Origin of the sequence: Microcoleus sp. bin48.metabat.b7b8b9.023 (assembly GCF_013299185.1) — a bacterium.
Lineage (GTDB): Bacteria > Cyanobacteriota > Cyanobacteriia > Cyanobacteriales > Microcoleaceae > Microcoleus.
In genome coordinates this window covers 93,004-108,792 of sequence record NZ_JAAFKG010000004.1, presented here as the reverse complement: position 1 = coordinate 108,792, position 15,789 = coordinate 93,004, and the positions used below count along the sequence as shown (strand labels likewise).

The window sequence follows — 15,789 nt, the reverse complement described above, 5'->3', positions numbered from 1 at the left end:
AATTATTTTTTGACAACACTTGACCTGATTCTCTTCACGAGATAAGCTCTGATTATAGTTTGTGAAAAACAATGTTCCAGGTAATCACCGCCAAGTTAAAGCTAAATCTGAACGCCGAGCAAAAAGCTCTGGTAGCTCAGACTGCTTTAGCCTACCGTGACGCTTTGAACTATACTTCACAAGTCGCTTTTGATGCGGGCAAAACCAGCAATGGGCTTAAGTTGCAGAAATCTGTCTATAACGAATTGCGCGAAAGATTTGGGCTGGGCGCTCAAATGGCTTGCAATGTGCCTAGACAAGTGTCAGCAACCTACAAAACCCTCTGGACTAAGGTTAAACAATCTAACGATGCTATCGCTAAAGGATACACCAAGAAGCGATACAAAGGACTGGATCGAGTTCCTAAGTACGTTTCTCGGACTTGTACCTTAAACTATCAACGTGACTACTCTTTTAAGACAGAGCAAAGGGTGAGCATTATCACTTTAGCTGGCAGAATAGTAGTGACCTATGATGGCTATAACAAGCATCTGGATTTGATTGTCAGCGGTTCCAAGATTGGGGCAGCCAAGATTGTATATCAGCGCTCTTCTAAAACTTACTATTTAATGGTGAGTATTGAAGTAGAAACTCCTGAAGTTGACCCACTGAAAATAACCAGAGTTTCTGGTGTTGATGTGGGGATGCGCTACCTTGCCGTGGAAACAGACTTGCAAAATAAGTCGAAGTTCTATTCAGGATCGTCAGCCAGACACAAAGCCAATCGCTATCACAAAGCGAGACGAACTCTTCAGCGTAAAGACACTCGTTCGGCAAAGCGCAGATTAATTGCTTTGTCGGGAAGAGAGAGACGGTTTATCGCTGATGTGAACCACCAAATCAGTAAGAAAATTGCTAGAACCAACAGCTTAATTGGACTAGAAAACTTAACCGGAATTCGGGAAAGAACTAAGTCTAAGGCTGGGGATAAAGCTAGTAAAAAGCAGAGAAAAGCAAATCGGAATAAAGCTAAATGGTCATTTGCCGAATTACACGGTTATATCGACTATAAGGCTAATCTGAATGGCTCCTTAGCTACTAAAGTTCCAGCGCATTACACTTCGCAAAGTTGTCCTAAGTGCGGGCATACTTCGACGGGGAATCGTCCGAACAAAGGGCTGTTGTTCCGATGTGAATGTTGTAACCATGAACTTCATGCTGATTTGGTGGGTGCGCGAAATATTGCGATAAGAACGTTGCTTGTCCGGCAAGACTGGACGAGTACGGGGAGCTTGTCAGCATCCCCTGATGTGTCGGGCTGTGAAACTAAAGCTGAGATTCTGCAAAGGTTCTCGGAATTGCGGTGGAGCTCAGATACAAGCCCACATCATAGCGGTACTCCGCTTGATGCTGGGTAGTTGACAACCGGAATCTCGATCGACTCGCCCGATCGTTCCTACACTTTACAAACCCTGGCTAGTTCCAGTCCTCTGTCGGAAGAGGTACCTTGGCTCTACAACGATACGAGTGGGTTTCCATGCCCCACAGGCTATCGATCGTTACAAACAGATAGCCAGTGCATCTTTAAGGCTATGCCTTCGGGTAGGATTAGTAGGACGAGAGGAAGTGGATAAAATGAGCGCCAGCAATTCAACAGAAATCAAGTTCGGAACCGATGGGTGGCGGGGACTGATTGCCCATGACTTTACTTTTGCCAACGTGCGAAAAGTCACCCGGGCGATCGCCAGCTACCTCGAAACCGCTTACACGAAAGACCGCCCAGTGCTAGTATCCTACGATACCCGCTTTTTGGCAGACGAGTTCGCCCGCACATCGGCGGAAGTCTTGGCAGATTTGGGATGGACGGTGATGGTAGTCGATCGAGATTGCCCGACGCCAGTTATAGCCTACAGCGCCAAGCATCTCAACTCCGCAGGCGCCCTGATGTTCACGGCTTCGCACAATCCCGCACCTTACTGCGGCATCAAGTACATCCCCGACTACGCAGGGCCGGCAACCCCGGAAATTACGGATACCATTGTGGCAAATATTACTGGTGCTTCTGATGCCCCGGCGATCGGCAGCCACAACGATAAAATCTCCACTTTTGACCCGAAACCCGAATATCTGAAGTTTCTGTATACTTTGATCGATGTGGAGCGGATTCGCTCTGCTAAGTTGAAGGTGAAGTACGACGCCCTCTATTCGACTTCTCGCGGCTATCTAGACGAAGTTTTGGTACACTGCGGCTGCGATTTGGAAAGTTTTCACACTTACCGCGACGTGCTGTTTGGGGGCGGAATGCCTGAACCCAAGGGCGAACAGTTAGTCGAGTTGGTGGAAGCTGTTAAGAAGGATGCGGCAGATTTGGGTTTGGCTACGGATGGCGACAGCGATCGCTTTGGTATTGTTGATGAGTTGGGTAATGTCTTGACTCCGAATACTGTACTGTTGCTGTTGGCGCGTCACTTGGTTAAGAATAAAGGCTTGACTGGGGCGATCGTCCGTACCGTCGCAACTACTCACTTGCTAGATAATATGGCCGCCAAATACGGTTTAACAATCTATGAAACCGCAGTCGGCTTTAAATACATCGGCGAAAAGATGCGGGAAACAGCCGTGCTCATCGGTGGCGAAGAGTCTGGCGGTTTGAGCGTTTTGGGTCACATCCCCGAAAAAGACGGGATTTTGGCTGATATGCTAGTTGCTGAGGCGATCGCCTATGAAGGCAAACCGCTATCTCAGCTAGTAGAAGAAGCCATCAAAGAAGCTGACGGCCCTCTGTACAACAAACGCTTGGACTTGCACCTAGAAGAAGCGCACAAAGCAGCAGTTTTGGACTCTTTCACCAAAAATCCCCCGACAGAAATAGCGGGTATTGGCGTTAAGGAATTGGGACGCAAAGACGGGATTAAACTGTATCTTGAAGACGGCGGTTGGGTATTGCTGCGGCCTTCGGGAACCGAACCTTTGATGCGGGTTTACATGGAAACCAACTCTGTGGAAAAGGAAACCAAAGTTGCCGAGTACATGGAAAAGGTAATTGCCCAGTTAGAACCTGCTTAACTTTCAATTTATCCTAATGCGGGGTTTTTCTCGTAAGCGTTGAGATTGTAGGGTGCGCGCCGCGCACCTTACGTATTTTTGAGAATTTTTGCCAAGCTTGTGAACATTAGACTTCTTGCTCTCATTAGGGAAACAGTCGTGGGGTGCGTCAGCCAATTCTCGATACCCGCCTGAAAATTATGCTCATCGCTGACGCACCCTACAATATCTAACTATTTTTGCAAGAAGTCTATTATATTTCTGGTATTAATTCGTTTTCAATTACCAAAAAAAATAGGTCTAAAGCCCCGTCCTTTTAGGACGGCTTTTATTCCGGAACTTGTTAGCAACTGATGGTATAATAGACAAGTAACAAGCGCCATAAAAATGAAAGCAAGATACCAATTCCGATTCTATCCAACCAACCAACAACAACAGAGTTTAGCTCGGTTGTTTGGGTGCGTTCGGGTAGTTTGGAATGATGCGCTTGCTTTGTGCAAACAGTCCCAGAAAAAACCTAGCTCGGCAGAACTCCAAAAAGTAGTAATAACTCAAGCAAAGCAAACTGAGGAAAGAGTTTGGTTGGGCGAGGTTTCGGCAATTGGGTTGCAGCAGTCTGTAGCAGATTTAGAAACAGCTTTTAAAAACTTTTTTGAGTTCTGTAAGGGAAAAAGAAAAGGACGCAAAGTCGGCTATCCCAAGTTCAAAAAACGTACAAACAGTCAGTCGGCAAGACTAACTCGTGGGGGCTTTTCAATCAAGGGAGACGGGGTTTATTTAGCGAAGATTGGCATTGTTAAGCCTATCTGGTCGAGACAACTGCGATCAGAGCCTAGTTCTGTAACCGTCATTAAGGATTGCGCTAATCGCTATTTCTTAAGTTTTGTTGTAGAAATTAATCCCGAAATTGTCGAAGCTAAAAACCACAGCATCGGCATCGATTTGGGTATTAAAACTTTTGCAGCAATGAGCGATGGAACGACAGTCCAAAGTCCAAATTACAAACCGCTCGATCGTAAAACCCGCAAACTTCAAAAAAAGCTAGCAAGGCAACTCAAAGACTCAAAGCGCCGGAACAAAACTCGGATTCAGATCGCCAAGTTGCACAACCAAATTGCTGATACCCGCAAAGATTTTCTACACAAACTTTCAACCAAAATAGTTAGCGAAAACCAAGTAATTGTTTTGGAAGATTTGAACGTGTCGGGTATGGTCAAAAACCGCAAACTTGCACGAGCGATTAGCCAGCAAGGATGGTACGAATTTAGGAATTTGTGCGAGGGTAAATCCGAGAAACTGGGTAGAGAGTTCAGGGTAATTAGTCGCTGGGAACCTACCAGTCAAATATGTTCGGATTGCGGGTTTAAGTGGGGCAAATTAGACCTCTCTATTCGGGAGTTAATCTGCCTCAACTGCGGCATCCAACAAGACAGAGATTTGAACGCCGCAAAGAATATAGTAAAAGTCGGGATAGGGCATTGCCACGACTCTAAACGGACACAGAGAGAAGGTAAGACCGCTTGCGGCGCATCTCAATGAAGTGTCAAGAATCCACTCGCCTTTAGGCAGGGGAGTATGTCAACAATCTACCTTAGATGCAACTGAACGGGAAGATTTTAGGGGTTGAGGTTGATGCCCTATAGGATAACTGTGCCGCGCATACTTTTCGGCTTGGGATTCTACTCAGGCAATTTGAAGAATGCTAGGTTCCGGGATGGGCGAACCTTCTTCCTGCCAAGCTTCTAGATACATTTCGATCACTTCTTCGCCATGTCGGATAGCTGCTTCGCGGGTTTCACCGTGTGTACAGGGCATAATCACGCGATCGGCAAATTCTGGAATCGTCACTAAGAAAAGTTGATCTTCGTCAGACCATTGGACGATCGTACTGTATCGATTCATTAATCTTCCTCCTTTAACTCGTCGAGTTCCGCTAACAATATTGCCAACTGTTTGGGATAGGTGAGATAGTGGGTGATGAGTTAACCTCCTCTGTAAACTTCCTTCCGATGTTTGCATTGCAACAGCAGAATCCTTAACTCTTCATCTTCAATTTCATAACGAACACGATAATCACCGATGCGAATACGGTATTCATTTTCATAACCTTTGAGTTTAACCACTCCATCTGGGCGCGGGTTTTCCGCAAGTTGCTGGATTTTGACAGCGATACGATCGTAGATATCATCGGGCAAGGCATCTAGCTGTTTTTGCACAGCTTTGGGTATGATGATTGTATAAGTCATTTTGACTTTCTTGCCCTTTGAGTCGTGTATTGGTGGAACGTGGTGTATTCACCGGCTTTGTAATCAGCACGGGCTGCCTCAATTTCAGCAATATCTGCTGGAGAATCTTCGTCATCTGGAAATAATTGAGCTTCCAACAGTTCCCAAAGCTGCTTTTTTTCAGCAGTTTCCAGTGACGAAATTGCTTCTAGCAGTGATTGAAATGAGATATCTATTTTCACGGTATTCTCAGCCATTCAAACTTTTCTCTATATTTAGTAGTTTTACATTTTTAATTGTGTCTGTAACAATTCTTGCAGTTGTACGTCGGGCCGATCGCACTTTAAAATTTTTCCATCAAATCTTTTTCTGCGGCATAAACATCCCGTAGCTGTTGTAGCGCCGCCCCAGAAATTGCCGATTTGAGTTTAGCTACCAATTTCCCCCACTCAAACAAGCAGTCAACTGAAACAGCAGCCTGGAAGTTGTGGGTATAAAATTTAGTCCAAAATCCGGGTGCTTGCTTGCCTTTCCAGCGTTTGTACCACCGGCCAAAATCTTGAGGGGAAGGCGGATTGACTCGTAAGATTGGGGGAAAATCGGCGTAGCTGACAAACCGGCTGATGCCTTTGGCGTGGACATACACCATGTAGCGGCAGCATTCAATCCGGTAAATCTCCTCTGTTGAGATGTTGAAAAGCAGTGCTACTGTGTCTTCTGTGACGAATCTCGCCAGCGGATGCAGGATGGGAGATTTGTGGATAATTTTTGATTCTGCGATCGCCGATGATTTTCTCGGAGCATCTGATATCATAGTATGTACCTATTCTGATTGTAGATAAGTCTGGTAGGTGTTTAAGACAGCTAGTAACTGTCTATGTAAGTTTTAAAGACGATCGCCCTTTAGTTTTCCAGGCCGGGGGGCGATCGACTTTTTTGATATGCTTATTTTAAGGTGGCATGACACCAAGTGTCAAGTATGGGTTTAGTTAGAGTAAAAGTTAGAGAATTAGCCGCCGAGAAAGGCTGGACGTTTAAGGAAGTCTCAGAACGCTCTGGAGTCTTGTATAATACGGTCAAACATTATGCCCGCTGTCCAGCGATGTCAAAGGTTGACTTTACTTCTCTGCTGAAGTTAGCTCGCACGTTTGACGTGATGATTGAGGATGTAGTCGAGGTTTTGGAGGAATAGGTCGATCGACCTTGAGTTATTCATACCGGGGGGCGATCGCTTTCTTATATGCAATCATAAAACGCAATTGCATTATTTGTCAAGTATGGGTTTAGTCAGAATCAAAGTTCGAGAACTGGCGGCAGAGAAAGGCTGGACGTTCAAGGAAGTCTCAGAGCGTTCTGGTGTGGTTTACAGTACGATCACAACTTATGCTCGGCGATCGTCGATATCAATGGTTGATTTTACTGCTATCTACAAGTTAGCGCGGGCGTTTGACGTGATGATTGAGGATTTGGTTGAGATTATTGAGGAATAGGTCGATCGACCTTTCCACATTTCCACTACAAACATTACGCTCCGTCTTGTTAAGACGCGCTTAAGCGCTTTGTATCGCAGCTAAGGGCTTAACTTAAAGGTGCTAAGATTTAGTCGAAGTTGTTAATCTCCCGTTAGTGTTGTGACCAGAGCCAGTACCGCGATCGGAGTCAGCCCCATCATCAAGGATATAGTGCAGAAAAAGGCGCTAGCAACCCGACTAACGCTGAAGGAAATTATATATGTCGGGATGCTGGCGATCGACGAGTTGGACGAAAAGCGCCTGCAAGAATTGGCTGACAAGGTGCATCAGATGCAGGTTAATGCCGAGATTTGAGGGGTTGAGGGCGATCGGGCTTTTGGTGAAAAGAGGGGAATGCGATTCAGTCCGCTCCTACAGAATAGTTGTGCCGCTGTCAAGGATTGTAGTCCATTAAGCTCAAATATTTCAAGCCAATCCAATCACCGCGTGCGGTACAGCCAAACTTGTATCCGCATCCTACATCCCAGAAGCAAAACATATATTGTTTTTGGTCTTGCAGGTATTCATGCACTAACTGATTAGTAGGTTCCTCCTCAGAAAAGTCATGATAATTTATATTGAAATAGTAAATGTCATCATCCAAAAACTTGCCTACCTTCAGAGCTTTTTCAATTGCTGTGGCTTCCTCAGAAGCTGCTGTACAAAAAATCTGATGATGGTGGCTGTATTCGTCGTAGTAACCAGTCACTTTAATAGGTTGAATTTTAGCAAGAATTTTACGAATTTTATCATGTAAATCTCGCGTTACAAAGTTTCGTGAGTCACAGCAAGTTAGTGACGCGAAGGCTGGATGATACGAATTAGAGTATCGATTCCAAACGGCATCGGGAACGGTAGGAGCAAGACAAATCCAGTCCGAATCTGGAGTTTGACCCACAATTATATAAATCTTAAATTCGCCCGACCCCCGACGATAGTTGAGGCTACGTTCAATACTACTCAAACTGTAAACTTTAAGGTTCTGCAAACTCTTTTTTAAGAAGTAGGCTAAAGCATTGTAATACTGGAAATGCTGTGATTGTAAATATGGATTCCAGGATTTATCTTTACGTTTGCGTCGAGGTAGTGCGTATTCATAGCCAGGATATTCCTTGGGGTCAATGGGCAATCCACGTCGCTCTATGAGTTTCCATGCTGTAATGGCTCGATCTATATCTGCAAGCTGAACAAAGCCTTCGGAGACTAACAGATTCCAGGCATTCAGGCTTCCTCTACGCTCTGTATCCCACCAAAATGGGTTCAAACTTTTCGCATAGCCTTTGAACTTGTCGATTAGTTGCTCTGTCTCTGGGTGCATATCACTATCTAAAACCGCCAGAATCGTCTGTCCTTTCCAACGCATTGTTCATCAACTACGCAGATATTTACTTACACAGTGGATCAATCAATTATCAGCCTGAAAGTTAGATTTATTCTTGGCTCTATATTCCTCGATGTTTTCGGAATTTGATGCTGCCAGAAATGCTGAGTTTCACCAGCCATTAACAAAAAACTACCATGTGTTAAATCAACTTCTGCTTTCATTTCCTTATCATATCTATGACGAAACATAAATCTTCTGGTCTCGCCAAAACTAACAGAACCAATTATAGGATTCTCTCCTAATTCTCGCTCTGCATCCGTATGCCAAGAGATTCCATCGCTTCCGCTACGATATAGATTTAGCAGAACACTATTAAACTCAACCTCTGCAACCTCTTCAATCCGTTCCTTTACTTGAAGTAATGTTGGTGTCCAAGGTTCAGGTTCGAGATGAATACCAGAGAATGTATATGATTTGTTGCTATCTCCATACCAAGCAGTCTTTCTTGGTAAATTGACTTCCTTACCATAGACATTCATTTTGTCTTGTCGCCAATTAATCTCCTCAAGTAGAACTTGAAAAAGCTCGTCGCTGTCCTCTCGCTTAAAGAAGTTTCGATAGAAAAAAACCTTCGCATCTGGCATGGATAAAACTTCTTTTGATACCTCATCAGACGTAGCGACGCTAATATCAGAACCAAAACCAGAGAACAAGTCTCCTTGAACATAATTTAGAGTAGCTTTACTTTTCATCAGAATTATTTCCTCAACATTAAGTCAGGTTTACAGTAAATTGCCTCTCGTACCTACCTATTCTACATCTTTCATATTGTTTGTTTTTAAAGTAAAATACTTCTTGATAAATTGGCAGATCAGAACTTGCTGAGTTCACAAGTTGGCAAGACTGAGAAAATAAATCAGAGAAATCATCTAACCTATATTTGCCATTGCTGTCTGGACTTGTACAGATAAGTCGATTACAACCTTGGAAAGAAGCAAGTATCAACCTGTGCAGATCGTTTAAACTGAATGCTTCTACATCAATGATGTTGGAAAAAAGATGTACTTTGATGGTTCCCATCTCTGAGGCTAAGTCGTTAGCTGTCAAATCATCTATGTATTTGTTTACCTTTCTGATGGTGCAACGGCTAGAGGAAGTGGATTGCAGCATCTGACGAGTAAAGTTGTTACCGCGATTCAGTGCTATCAACGAAGGTTCTATAAGTGTGACTGATACAATATTGGGATTAATATTATTATCGATCAGATAATCAATCAAAACACAAGTCGCCAATCCTTGACCGCATCCCCAGTCAATGATTTCTATATCTTTGCTCTCAGTATACCGAAAGTTAGTTGAGGCAAATGCTGCATAAAGTTTGTGAAAATGATGTCCGCCATAAAAAGCTATGTAGCGATCACATTTTCTATCGTCATCCAATACTGCCTTGCCGTTGTCTAAAATACTGAGAACACTTGGAATGTCTTGTATATTTTTACATTTTTCCACGCAAGGTTTATAAATACCGTCTATAAATCTCATGCTCTAAAGGGTCTGAATTGCGGTCTGATCAAGAAAGATATCATCAAAATTGACTGTGAAATTCAAATGCACAGCAGGCTAATTATACCGCGATCGCACTATAAATTTCTCTGTAGGCTTCAATTATCGCAAACAGCTTTGACATAAAGGGTTTTGGAAAAACTTGATCGCCTTCAGATTTCTGATTAACAGCTTCCATCAACCAAAATATCAAAAAAAATCCCCCGCCCGAAGGCAGGGGATTTGATTTAATTACCTACAAAACCAGAGTTCGGAATTACCCGAATTTCCCGGCCGTCGAGGCAATTACAAAGGCTGCGTAAGTGAAGACGTTGCCCACCGTAAAGTGAACTAAGCCAACCAAACGACCTTGGACGATAGACAAAGCAACAGGCTTGTCTTTCCAGCGAACCAAGTTGGCCAAAGGAGTGCGCTCGTGAGCCCAAACCAAGGTTTCGATCAACTCTTGCCAGTAACCTCTCCAAGAGATCAGGAACATGAAACCAGTTGCCCAAACGAGGTGTCCGAATAAGAATATCCAGGCCCAGACAGACAGGTTGTTAGTACCATACGGGTTGTAACCGTTGATCAACTGAGAAGAATACAGCCAGAGGTAATCGCGGAACCAGCCCATCAGGTAGGTAGAAGACTCATTGAACTGAGCCACGTTACCTTGCCAGATGCCTAGGTGCTTCCAGTGCCAGTAGAACGTTACCCAAGCTAGGGTGTTCAACATCCAGAAGACAGACAGGTACATGGCATCCCAAGCAGAGACATCGCAGGTACCGCCACGGCCGGGGCCGTCGCAAGGGAAAGCATAACCGAAGTCTTTTTTGTCCGGCATCAGCTTAGAACCGCGTGCATCCAGAGCGCCCTTGACCAAGATCAAGGTGGTGGTGTGCAAGCCGAGTGCGATCGCGTGGTGAACCAAGAAATCGCCAGGTCCGATCGCCAAGAACAGAGAATTTGTACTGCTGTTGATTCCTTCCAACCAGCCTGGGAGCCATACGTTGCCGTAGTTGGGCCAAGCAGTCGCCGCAATGCTGTCAGGGTTGGAAAGAAACACGTCCATGCCGTACAGAGCCTTCCCGTGAGCAGCTTGGATGAACTGTGCGAACACTGGTTCAATCAAGATTTGCTTTTCAGGAGTTCCGAAAGCGACTACAACGTCGTTGTGAACGTACAAGCCGAGAGTGTGGAAGCCCAAGAACAGCGACACCCAGCTCAAGTGAGAGATAATCGCTTCTTTGTGCTGCAACACGCGATCGAGCACGTTGCCTTTATTAGCTTCAGGATCGTAGTCCCGCACCAAGAAGATAGCTCCGTGGGCGAAAGCACCGACCATGATGAAACCAGCAATGTATTGGTGGTGCGTGTACAACGCAGCCATTGTCGTATGATCCTGCGCTATGAAAGCGTAGGGAGGCATTGCGTACATATGCTGTGCGACCAAGGATGTAATGACACCCAAAGCAGCTAGGTGAATTCCGAGTTGGAAGTGCAACGAGTTGTTATAGGTTTCATACAACCCTTGGTGAGGCAGGTTGAAGGGGCCTTCACTCTTGCCACCGACCAAACCAGCCTTAGAATCCATCATCTCTTTGATGCTGTGGCCGATACCGAAGTTAGTCCGGTACATATGACCGGCAACGATAAACAGAACTGCGATCGCCAAGTGGTGGTGAGCAATGTCTGTGAGCCACAGGGATTCTGTTTGAGGGTGGAAGCCACCCAAGAAAGTCAGAATTGCAGTTCCCGCGCCTTGGGAAGTACCGAAGACATGGCTCGCTGCATCTGGGTTCTCGGCGTAAACGCCCCAGTTACCAGTGAAGAACGGAGCCAAACCAGCCGGGTGAGGCGGGGTAGACAGGAAGTTGTCCCAACCTACGTGCTGTCCGCGAGATTCGGGGATAGCAACGTGAACCATGTGACCAGTCCAAGCCAAAGAGCTGACACCGAACAAACCAGCCAAGTGGTGGTTGAGGCGAGATTCAGCATTTTTGAACCAAGACAAGCTCGGGCGGTACTTCGGCTGGAGGTGCAACCAACCTGCGAACAGCATGACAGAAGCCAACAGTAGCAAGAAGATAGCTCCTTGATACAAGTCGCCATTTGTCCGAACCCCTTGGGTATACCACCAGTGGTAAACACCAGAGTAGGAAATGTCCACTGGGTTAGAAGCGCCCGCTTGAGTGAAAGCTTCTACTGCTGGAGCACCGAATTGAGGGTCCCAAATCGCGTGAGCGATCGGGCGGACGTTTAGAGGGTCTTTAATCCACTGTTCAAAGTTACCTTGCCATGCTACGTGGAACAGGCTGCCCGAAGTCCACAAGAAAATGATTGCTAGGTGGCCGAAGTGAGAAGCAAAAATCTTTTGGTAAAGATTTTCTTCGGTCATGCCATCGTGGCTTTCAAAGTCGTGCGCTGTGGCAATCCCGTACCAGATCCGCCGTGTGGTCGGGTCTTGGGCAAGGTCTTGGCTAAATTTTGGAAATTTCGTTGCCATAAGCCTTGATTAATCCTGAATCCTGAACGTTGAAGAGGTTCGGTTCCGAGGTTTGGATTCTGGGTTTGAGATTGCTCCCAAATCCTGAATCCAAAACCTAAAGGTAGTTTACCCTACCGAGATGATTCGCGCTAGGAAAAATGCCCACGTAGTGACAATTCCTCCCAGGAGGTAGTGAGCTACACCCACTGCCCGACCTTGAGTAATGCTCAGAGCGCGAGGCTGAATCGAAGGAGCTACCTTGAGCTTGTTGTGAGCCCAAACAATGGACTCAATCAGTTCTTGCCAGTAGCCGCGGCCGCTGAACAGGAACATCAAGCTGAAGGCGAACACGAAGTGTCCAGCTAGGAACATCAGACCGTAGGCCGACAGTGCCGAACCGTAGGACTGAATTACCTGAGAAGCTTGCGCCCACAAGAAGTCCCGCAGCCAGCCGTTAATCGTGATCGCACTTTGTGCGAAGTTGCCGCCGGTGATGTGAGAAATTGTGCCGTCTGGCGATACTGTTCCCCACACGTCCGACTGCATTTTCCAGCTAAAGTGGAAAATCACGATCGAGATGCAGTTGTACATCCAGAACAAGCCGAGGAACACGTGATCCCAACCAGAAACTTGGCAGGTACCGCCACGGCCTGGGCCGTCGCAAGGGAACCGGAAGCCTAAGCTGCCTTTGTCAGGAACCAAGCGAGAACTGCGTGCGAACAACACGCCTTTCAAAAGAATCAGAACTGTAACGTGAATGGTGAAAGCGTGGATGTGGTGGATCATGAAATCCGCCGTACCCAACTCGATCGGCATCATCGCTATTTTGCCACCGACTGCTACTGCACCGCCACCAAAAGCATGGCTGACGATTTCCATAGCATTAGGCGCTGTGTTACCTGGTGCCAAAGCGTGGATATTTTGTACCCATTGGGCAAATATCGGACGCAATTGGATGCCCGTATCTGAGAACAAATCTTGAGGACGGCCGAAAGCCCGCATTGTATCGTTGTGAACGTACAAACCGAAGCTGTGGAAGCCCAAGAATATGCAAACCCAGTTAAGGTGAGAGATGATTGCATCTCTATGGCGGAGTACGCGGTCGAGCAAGTTATTAACGTGCTGAGCCGGATTGTAATCCCGCACCATGAAAATTGCTGCGTGAGCTGCTGCTCCAACAATCAGGAATCCGCCGATCCACATGTGGTGGGTGAACAGGGATAGCTGAGTCGGGTAGTCAGTCGCGATGTACGGATACGGAGGCATCGCGTACATGTGGTGAGCCACGATGATGCTGATAGAGCCCATCCAGGCCAAGTTCCACGACAGTTGAGCGTGCCAAGACTGCGTGAAGATTTCGTACATCCCCTTGTGGCCTTCGCCAGTGAAGGGGCCTTTGTGAGCTTCCAGAACTTCTTTGAAGCTGTGGCCAATGCCCCAGTTCGTGCGATAGAAGTGTCCGGCGACGATGAACAGCACTGCCAAAGCTAAGTGGTGGTGCGCTGTATCGGTCAGCCACAGACCGCCCGTGGTGGGGTTCAGACCGCCTTTGAAGGTCAGGAAGTCTGTGTATGCGCCCCAGTTGAGGGTGAAGAAGGGCGTTAGACCTTTAGCGAAGCTTGGGTAGATGTCTGCCATCAAGCTCGGTGAGAAAAGCCACTCGTGTGGCAGCGGGATATCGGCAACTGTTTTGATCAGTTTGCCGCCGACTGTCAACGGTGCGCCTGCATCAATCGCGTCCATGCAAGCGTTAATCGGCAGAGCTACGTGAATTTGCTGACCTGCGAAGCCCAAGCAACCGCAGCCTAGCAAACCTGCCAAGTGGTGGTTCATCATCGATTCCACGTTCTGGAACCATTCCAGTTTCGGAGCGCGGACGTGATAGTGGAACCAACCGGCAAACAGCATCAGAGCTGCCATTACCAATGCGCCGATCGCAGTGCAATATAGCTGGTATGAGTTAGTGATGCCGTTGGCGCGCCACAGTTGGAACAAACCAGAGGTGATCTGAATCCCGTGAAAGCCGCCGCCTACATCTGCATTTAAAATTTCTTGACCAAAAATCGGCCAAACCACTTGAGCGCTGGGCTTGATGGCTGTAGGATTTGTCAGCCAAGCTTCGTAGTTGGAGAATTTAGCGCCGTGGAAATATGCGCCGCTCAACCATACGAAAATTACTGCCAAGTGGCCGAAGTGAGCGCTAAAGATTTTGCGCGAAACGTCTTCTAAATCACTTGTATGACTGTCGAAGTCGTGAGCGTTAGCGTGGAGGTTCCAAATCCAAGTGGTGGTTTTTGGCCCCTTAGCTAGAGTGCGATCGAAATGACCTGGTTTTGACCACTTCTCGAAGGAAGTTGGAACCGGATCTTTATCGACTACTACTCTAACTTTTACCTCTCGCTCTGGAGGACTAATGGTCATGAAGACTCTCCTCTCGATAAGACAAGGAACGAGAACTGAATACTGTATCTGACACTCCCCACGCTTAATTAGGCGGGGGATTCTCGGTTCCCCGAAACAGCTTGCACTTCGCTCTTTGCAGAGTTACACGCAGGTGGATCGTCTCCCCAAGCATTTTGCTTCTTTGTAAAGAAGCCAGTTCCCCAGTGTCGCTAACAATGTCCCTGGGTACTGCCAACTCTTCTCGCCAGAGCTGCCGATCGCCTCCTGGATTCAGGTTTGATACGGCTGCTCCTTTTGAGGGAGTTTTATGAATTATAAGCCTGCTAGAGAAGTATTAATCGCTTGTTAACAATACTTAAAAAAGCCTCAATTCTTGATGCAATCACCCCCTTTAATTTCCACAGCCCCTCAAAAAAGTCAAGGGGTATTGCCATTAAGTTTACAAAACTCAAAGATAAGGCAATTGAGGAATACTCATTTATCAGAAAAATGGGTCTAAAACCCCGTCCTTCGAGGACGGCTTTTGGTACAATTAAATTGGTCGATGACCCACCCGTGACGATGGATCAGATAGCTCGGGCGGGCGAAGTCCAGCAAGCGTACTGGCGGCGCAGCAAAATCGGTAGACCGGGAAAAGCACTCTGGGGCAATGGTAAAACATCCCGCTCGTGACACAAACAAAACAGAAATCTTGAGATTTCGACACATCAGAACCGCGCTGGACTAGCGGGAATAGTCTGTGGAGCGACCGTAAGACCCCATGAGAGCAAATCTCGCAAGGCTGGTGCTATGAAGCAGAAACCCAAATAGTGATGTTTGGGAATCACCGTGGGTTTACCCCGGTGAGGATGTCAAAGAGAGATGTTTGACAAATAGTCGGGAACTCCCCCACCTCTGGTAATGAAGCAAGAGCGAAGCAAATTGCGGAATGGCTCATGTGGGGGATGAAAGACGCGACTGTTGCAGCGATAGCTGCAACAGCCAATTGAGAGTATAATTGAGTTGGTCGTTGACCCACCCGCATGGCTGACCACAAAAGGCTTTTAGCCTGGGAACTAGCATGAGAAACGGGGAAAGAACAAATCCGCTGGCTGACCACTGTCGTAAGTCCTTGATGCGTTGTACGAATAGAAATCAAACAATCTCAGGAAGTGGGATTGCTGCCTGTGGAGGCTGTGTAAGACCAACGCTATGACGGCATAGTAGAGGCAACGGCTGTTGAGACGGGAAACTCCGAAGACGAATAAGACCGTCCTTGTTAGCTCCGGTTGG

16 protein-coding genes are annotated in these 15,789 nt (G+C 46.6%); 7 read left to right on the top strand and 9 right to left on the bottom strand.

The features are described 5' to 3' along the window. Window positions 1–71: 71 nt before the first annotated feature. The 3 genes from QZW82_RS03875 (at window position 72) to QZW82_RS03865 (ending at window position 4,563) form a co-directional block, all read left to right on the top strand. A complete protein-coding gene (locus tag QZW82_RS03875; protein WP_293144844.1) occupies window positions 72–1,397 on the top strand; it encodes a transposase in 1,326 nt (441 codons plus the stop codon). Between the two features lie 217 nt (window positions 1,398–1,614). Further along, on the top strand, window positions 1,615–3,045 hold the full coding sequence (locus QZW82_RS03870) for a phosphoglucomutase/phosphomannomutase family protein (RefSeq protein ID WP_293144841.1): 1,431 nt from the start codon (window positions 1,615–1,617) through the stop codon (window positions 3,043–3,045). 366 nt (window positions 3,046–3,411) lie between these two features. Next, complete coding sequence (locus QZW82_RS03865; RefSeq protein WP_293144838.1) at window positions 3,412–4,563, top strand: transposase; 1,152 nt, start codon at window positions 3,412–3,414, stop codon at window positions 4,561–4,563. Window positions 4,564–4,707: 144 nt separating this feature from the next. Here the strand turns inward: QZW82_RS03865 and QZW82_RS03860 are convergent, their stop codons facing one another. The 4 genes from QZW82_RS03860 to QZW82_RS03845 all read right to left on the bottom strand — a co-directional run bounded on the left by QZW82_RS03860 (window position 4,708) and on the right by QZW82_RS03845 (window position 6,063). Continuing rightward, window positions 4,708–4,926, bottom strand: coding sequence for a type II toxin-antitoxin system HicB family antitoxin (locus QZW82_RS03860; RefSeq protein WP_293144835.1), 219 nt, complete (start codon window positions 4,924–4,926; stop codon window positions 4,708–4,710). A gap of 80 nt (window positions 4,927–5,006) precedes the next feature. Next, window positions 5,007–5,270, bottom strand: a complete 264-nt coding sequence (locus QZW82_RS03855; RefSeq protein WP_293144832.1) for a type II toxin-antitoxin system RelE/ParE family toxin — start codon at window positions 5,268–5,270, stop codon at window positions 5,007–5,009. Further along, on the bottom strand, window positions 5,267–5,506 hold the full coding sequence (locus QZW82_RS03850) for a hypothetical protein (RefSeq protein WP_293144829.1): 240 nt from the start codon (window positions 5,504–5,506) through the stop codon (window positions 5,267–5,269). Before QZW82_RS03850 ends, QZW82_RS03855 begins: the two co-directional genes overlap by 4 nt. An 86-nt stretch (window positions 5,507–5,592) precedes the next feature. Continuing rightward, the gene (locus tag QZW82_RS03845) at window positions 5,593–6,063 is read right to left on the bottom strand and encodes a hypothetical protein (protein ID WP_293144826.1); all 471 of its coding nucleotides are present in this window, start codon (window positions 6,061–6,063) and stop codon (window positions 5,593–5,595) included. 165 nt (window positions 6,064–6,228) lie between these two features. On the opposite strand from QZW82_RS03845, the gene QZW82_RS03840 reads away from it, so the two are divergent. From QZW82_RS03840 to QZW82_RS03830, 3 genes are all read left to right on the top strand, one after another. Then, window positions 6,229–6,441: a helix-turn-helix transcriptional regulator gene (locus tag QZW82_RS03840; RefSeq protein WP_293144823.1), complete on the top strand. Its 213-nt coding sequence runs from the start codon at window positions 6,229–6,231 to the stop codon at window positions 6,439–6,441. Between the two features lie 85 nt (window positions 6,442–6,526). Beyond that, window positions 6,527–6,739 carry a helix-turn-helix transcriptional regulator gene (locus QZW82_RS03835; protein WP_193974418.1) on the top strand — a complete coding sequence of 71 codons (213 nt, stop codon included), beginning with the start codon at window positions 6,527–6,529 and terminating at the stop codon, window positions 6,737–6,739. Between the two features lie 141 nt (window positions 6,740–6,880). Next, entirely contained in the window at window positions 6,881–7,075 is a 195-nt protein-coding gene (locus QZW82_RS03830) for a hypothetical protein (protein WP_293144817.1), read from the top strand. A 79-nt stretch (window positions 7,076–7,154) separates the two neighbouring features. Here the strand turns inward: QZW82_RS03830 and QZW82_RS03825 are convergent, their stop codons facing one another. The 5 genes from QZW82_RS03825 to psaA all read right to left on the bottom strand — a co-directional run bounded on the left by QZW82_RS03825 (window position 7,155) and on the right by psaA (window position 14,535). Beyond that, window positions 7,155–8,123 carry a nuclease A inhibitor family protein gene (locus QZW82_RS03825; RefSeq protein WP_293144814.1) on the bottom strand — a complete coding sequence of 323 codons (969 nt, stop codon included), beginning with the start codon at window positions 8,121–8,123 and terminating at the stop codon, window positions 7,155–7,157. Between the two features lie 38 nt (window positions 8,124–8,161). Further along, the gene (locus tag QZW82_RS03820) at window positions 8,162–8,836 is read right to left on the bottom strand and encodes an alpha-ketoglutarate-dependent dioxygenase AlkB (protein WP_293144811.1); all 675 of its coding nucleotides are present in this window, start codon (window positions 8,834–8,836) and stop codon (window positions 8,162–8,164) included. A 19-nt stretch (window positions 8,837–8,855) separates the two neighbouring features. Next, window positions 8,856–9,626: a hypothetical protein gene (locus QZW82_RS03815; RefSeq protein WP_293144808.1), complete on the bottom strand. Its 771-nt coding sequence runs from the start codon at window positions 9,624–9,626 to the stop codon at window positions 8,856–8,858. A gap of 277 nt (window positions 9,627–9,903) precedes the next feature. Then, a complete protein-coding gene (psaB, locus tag QZW82_RS03810) occupies window positions 9,904–12,132 on the bottom strand; it encodes a photosystem I core protein PsaB (protein WP_293144806.1) in 2,229 nt (742 codons plus the stop codon). A gap of 108 nt (window positions 12,133–12,240) precedes the next feature. Continuing rightward, window positions 12,241–14,535 carry a photosystem I core protein PsaA gene (psaA, locus tag QZW82_RS03805; RefSeq protein ID WP_293144803.1) on the bottom strand — a complete coding sequence of 765 codons (2,295 nt, stop codon included), beginning with the start codon at window positions 14,533–14,535 and terminating at the stop codon, window positions 12,241–12,243. A gap of 471 nt (window positions 14,536–15,006) precedes the next feature. On the opposite strand from psaA, the gene QZW82_RS03800 reads away from it, so the two are divergent. Beyond that, complete coding sequence (locus QZW82_RS03800; protein WP_293144800.1) at window positions 15,007–15,189, top strand: hypothetical protein; 183 nt, start codon at window positions 15,007–15,009, stop codon at window positions 15,187–15,189. Window positions 15,190–15,789: the final 600 nt, after the last annotated feature.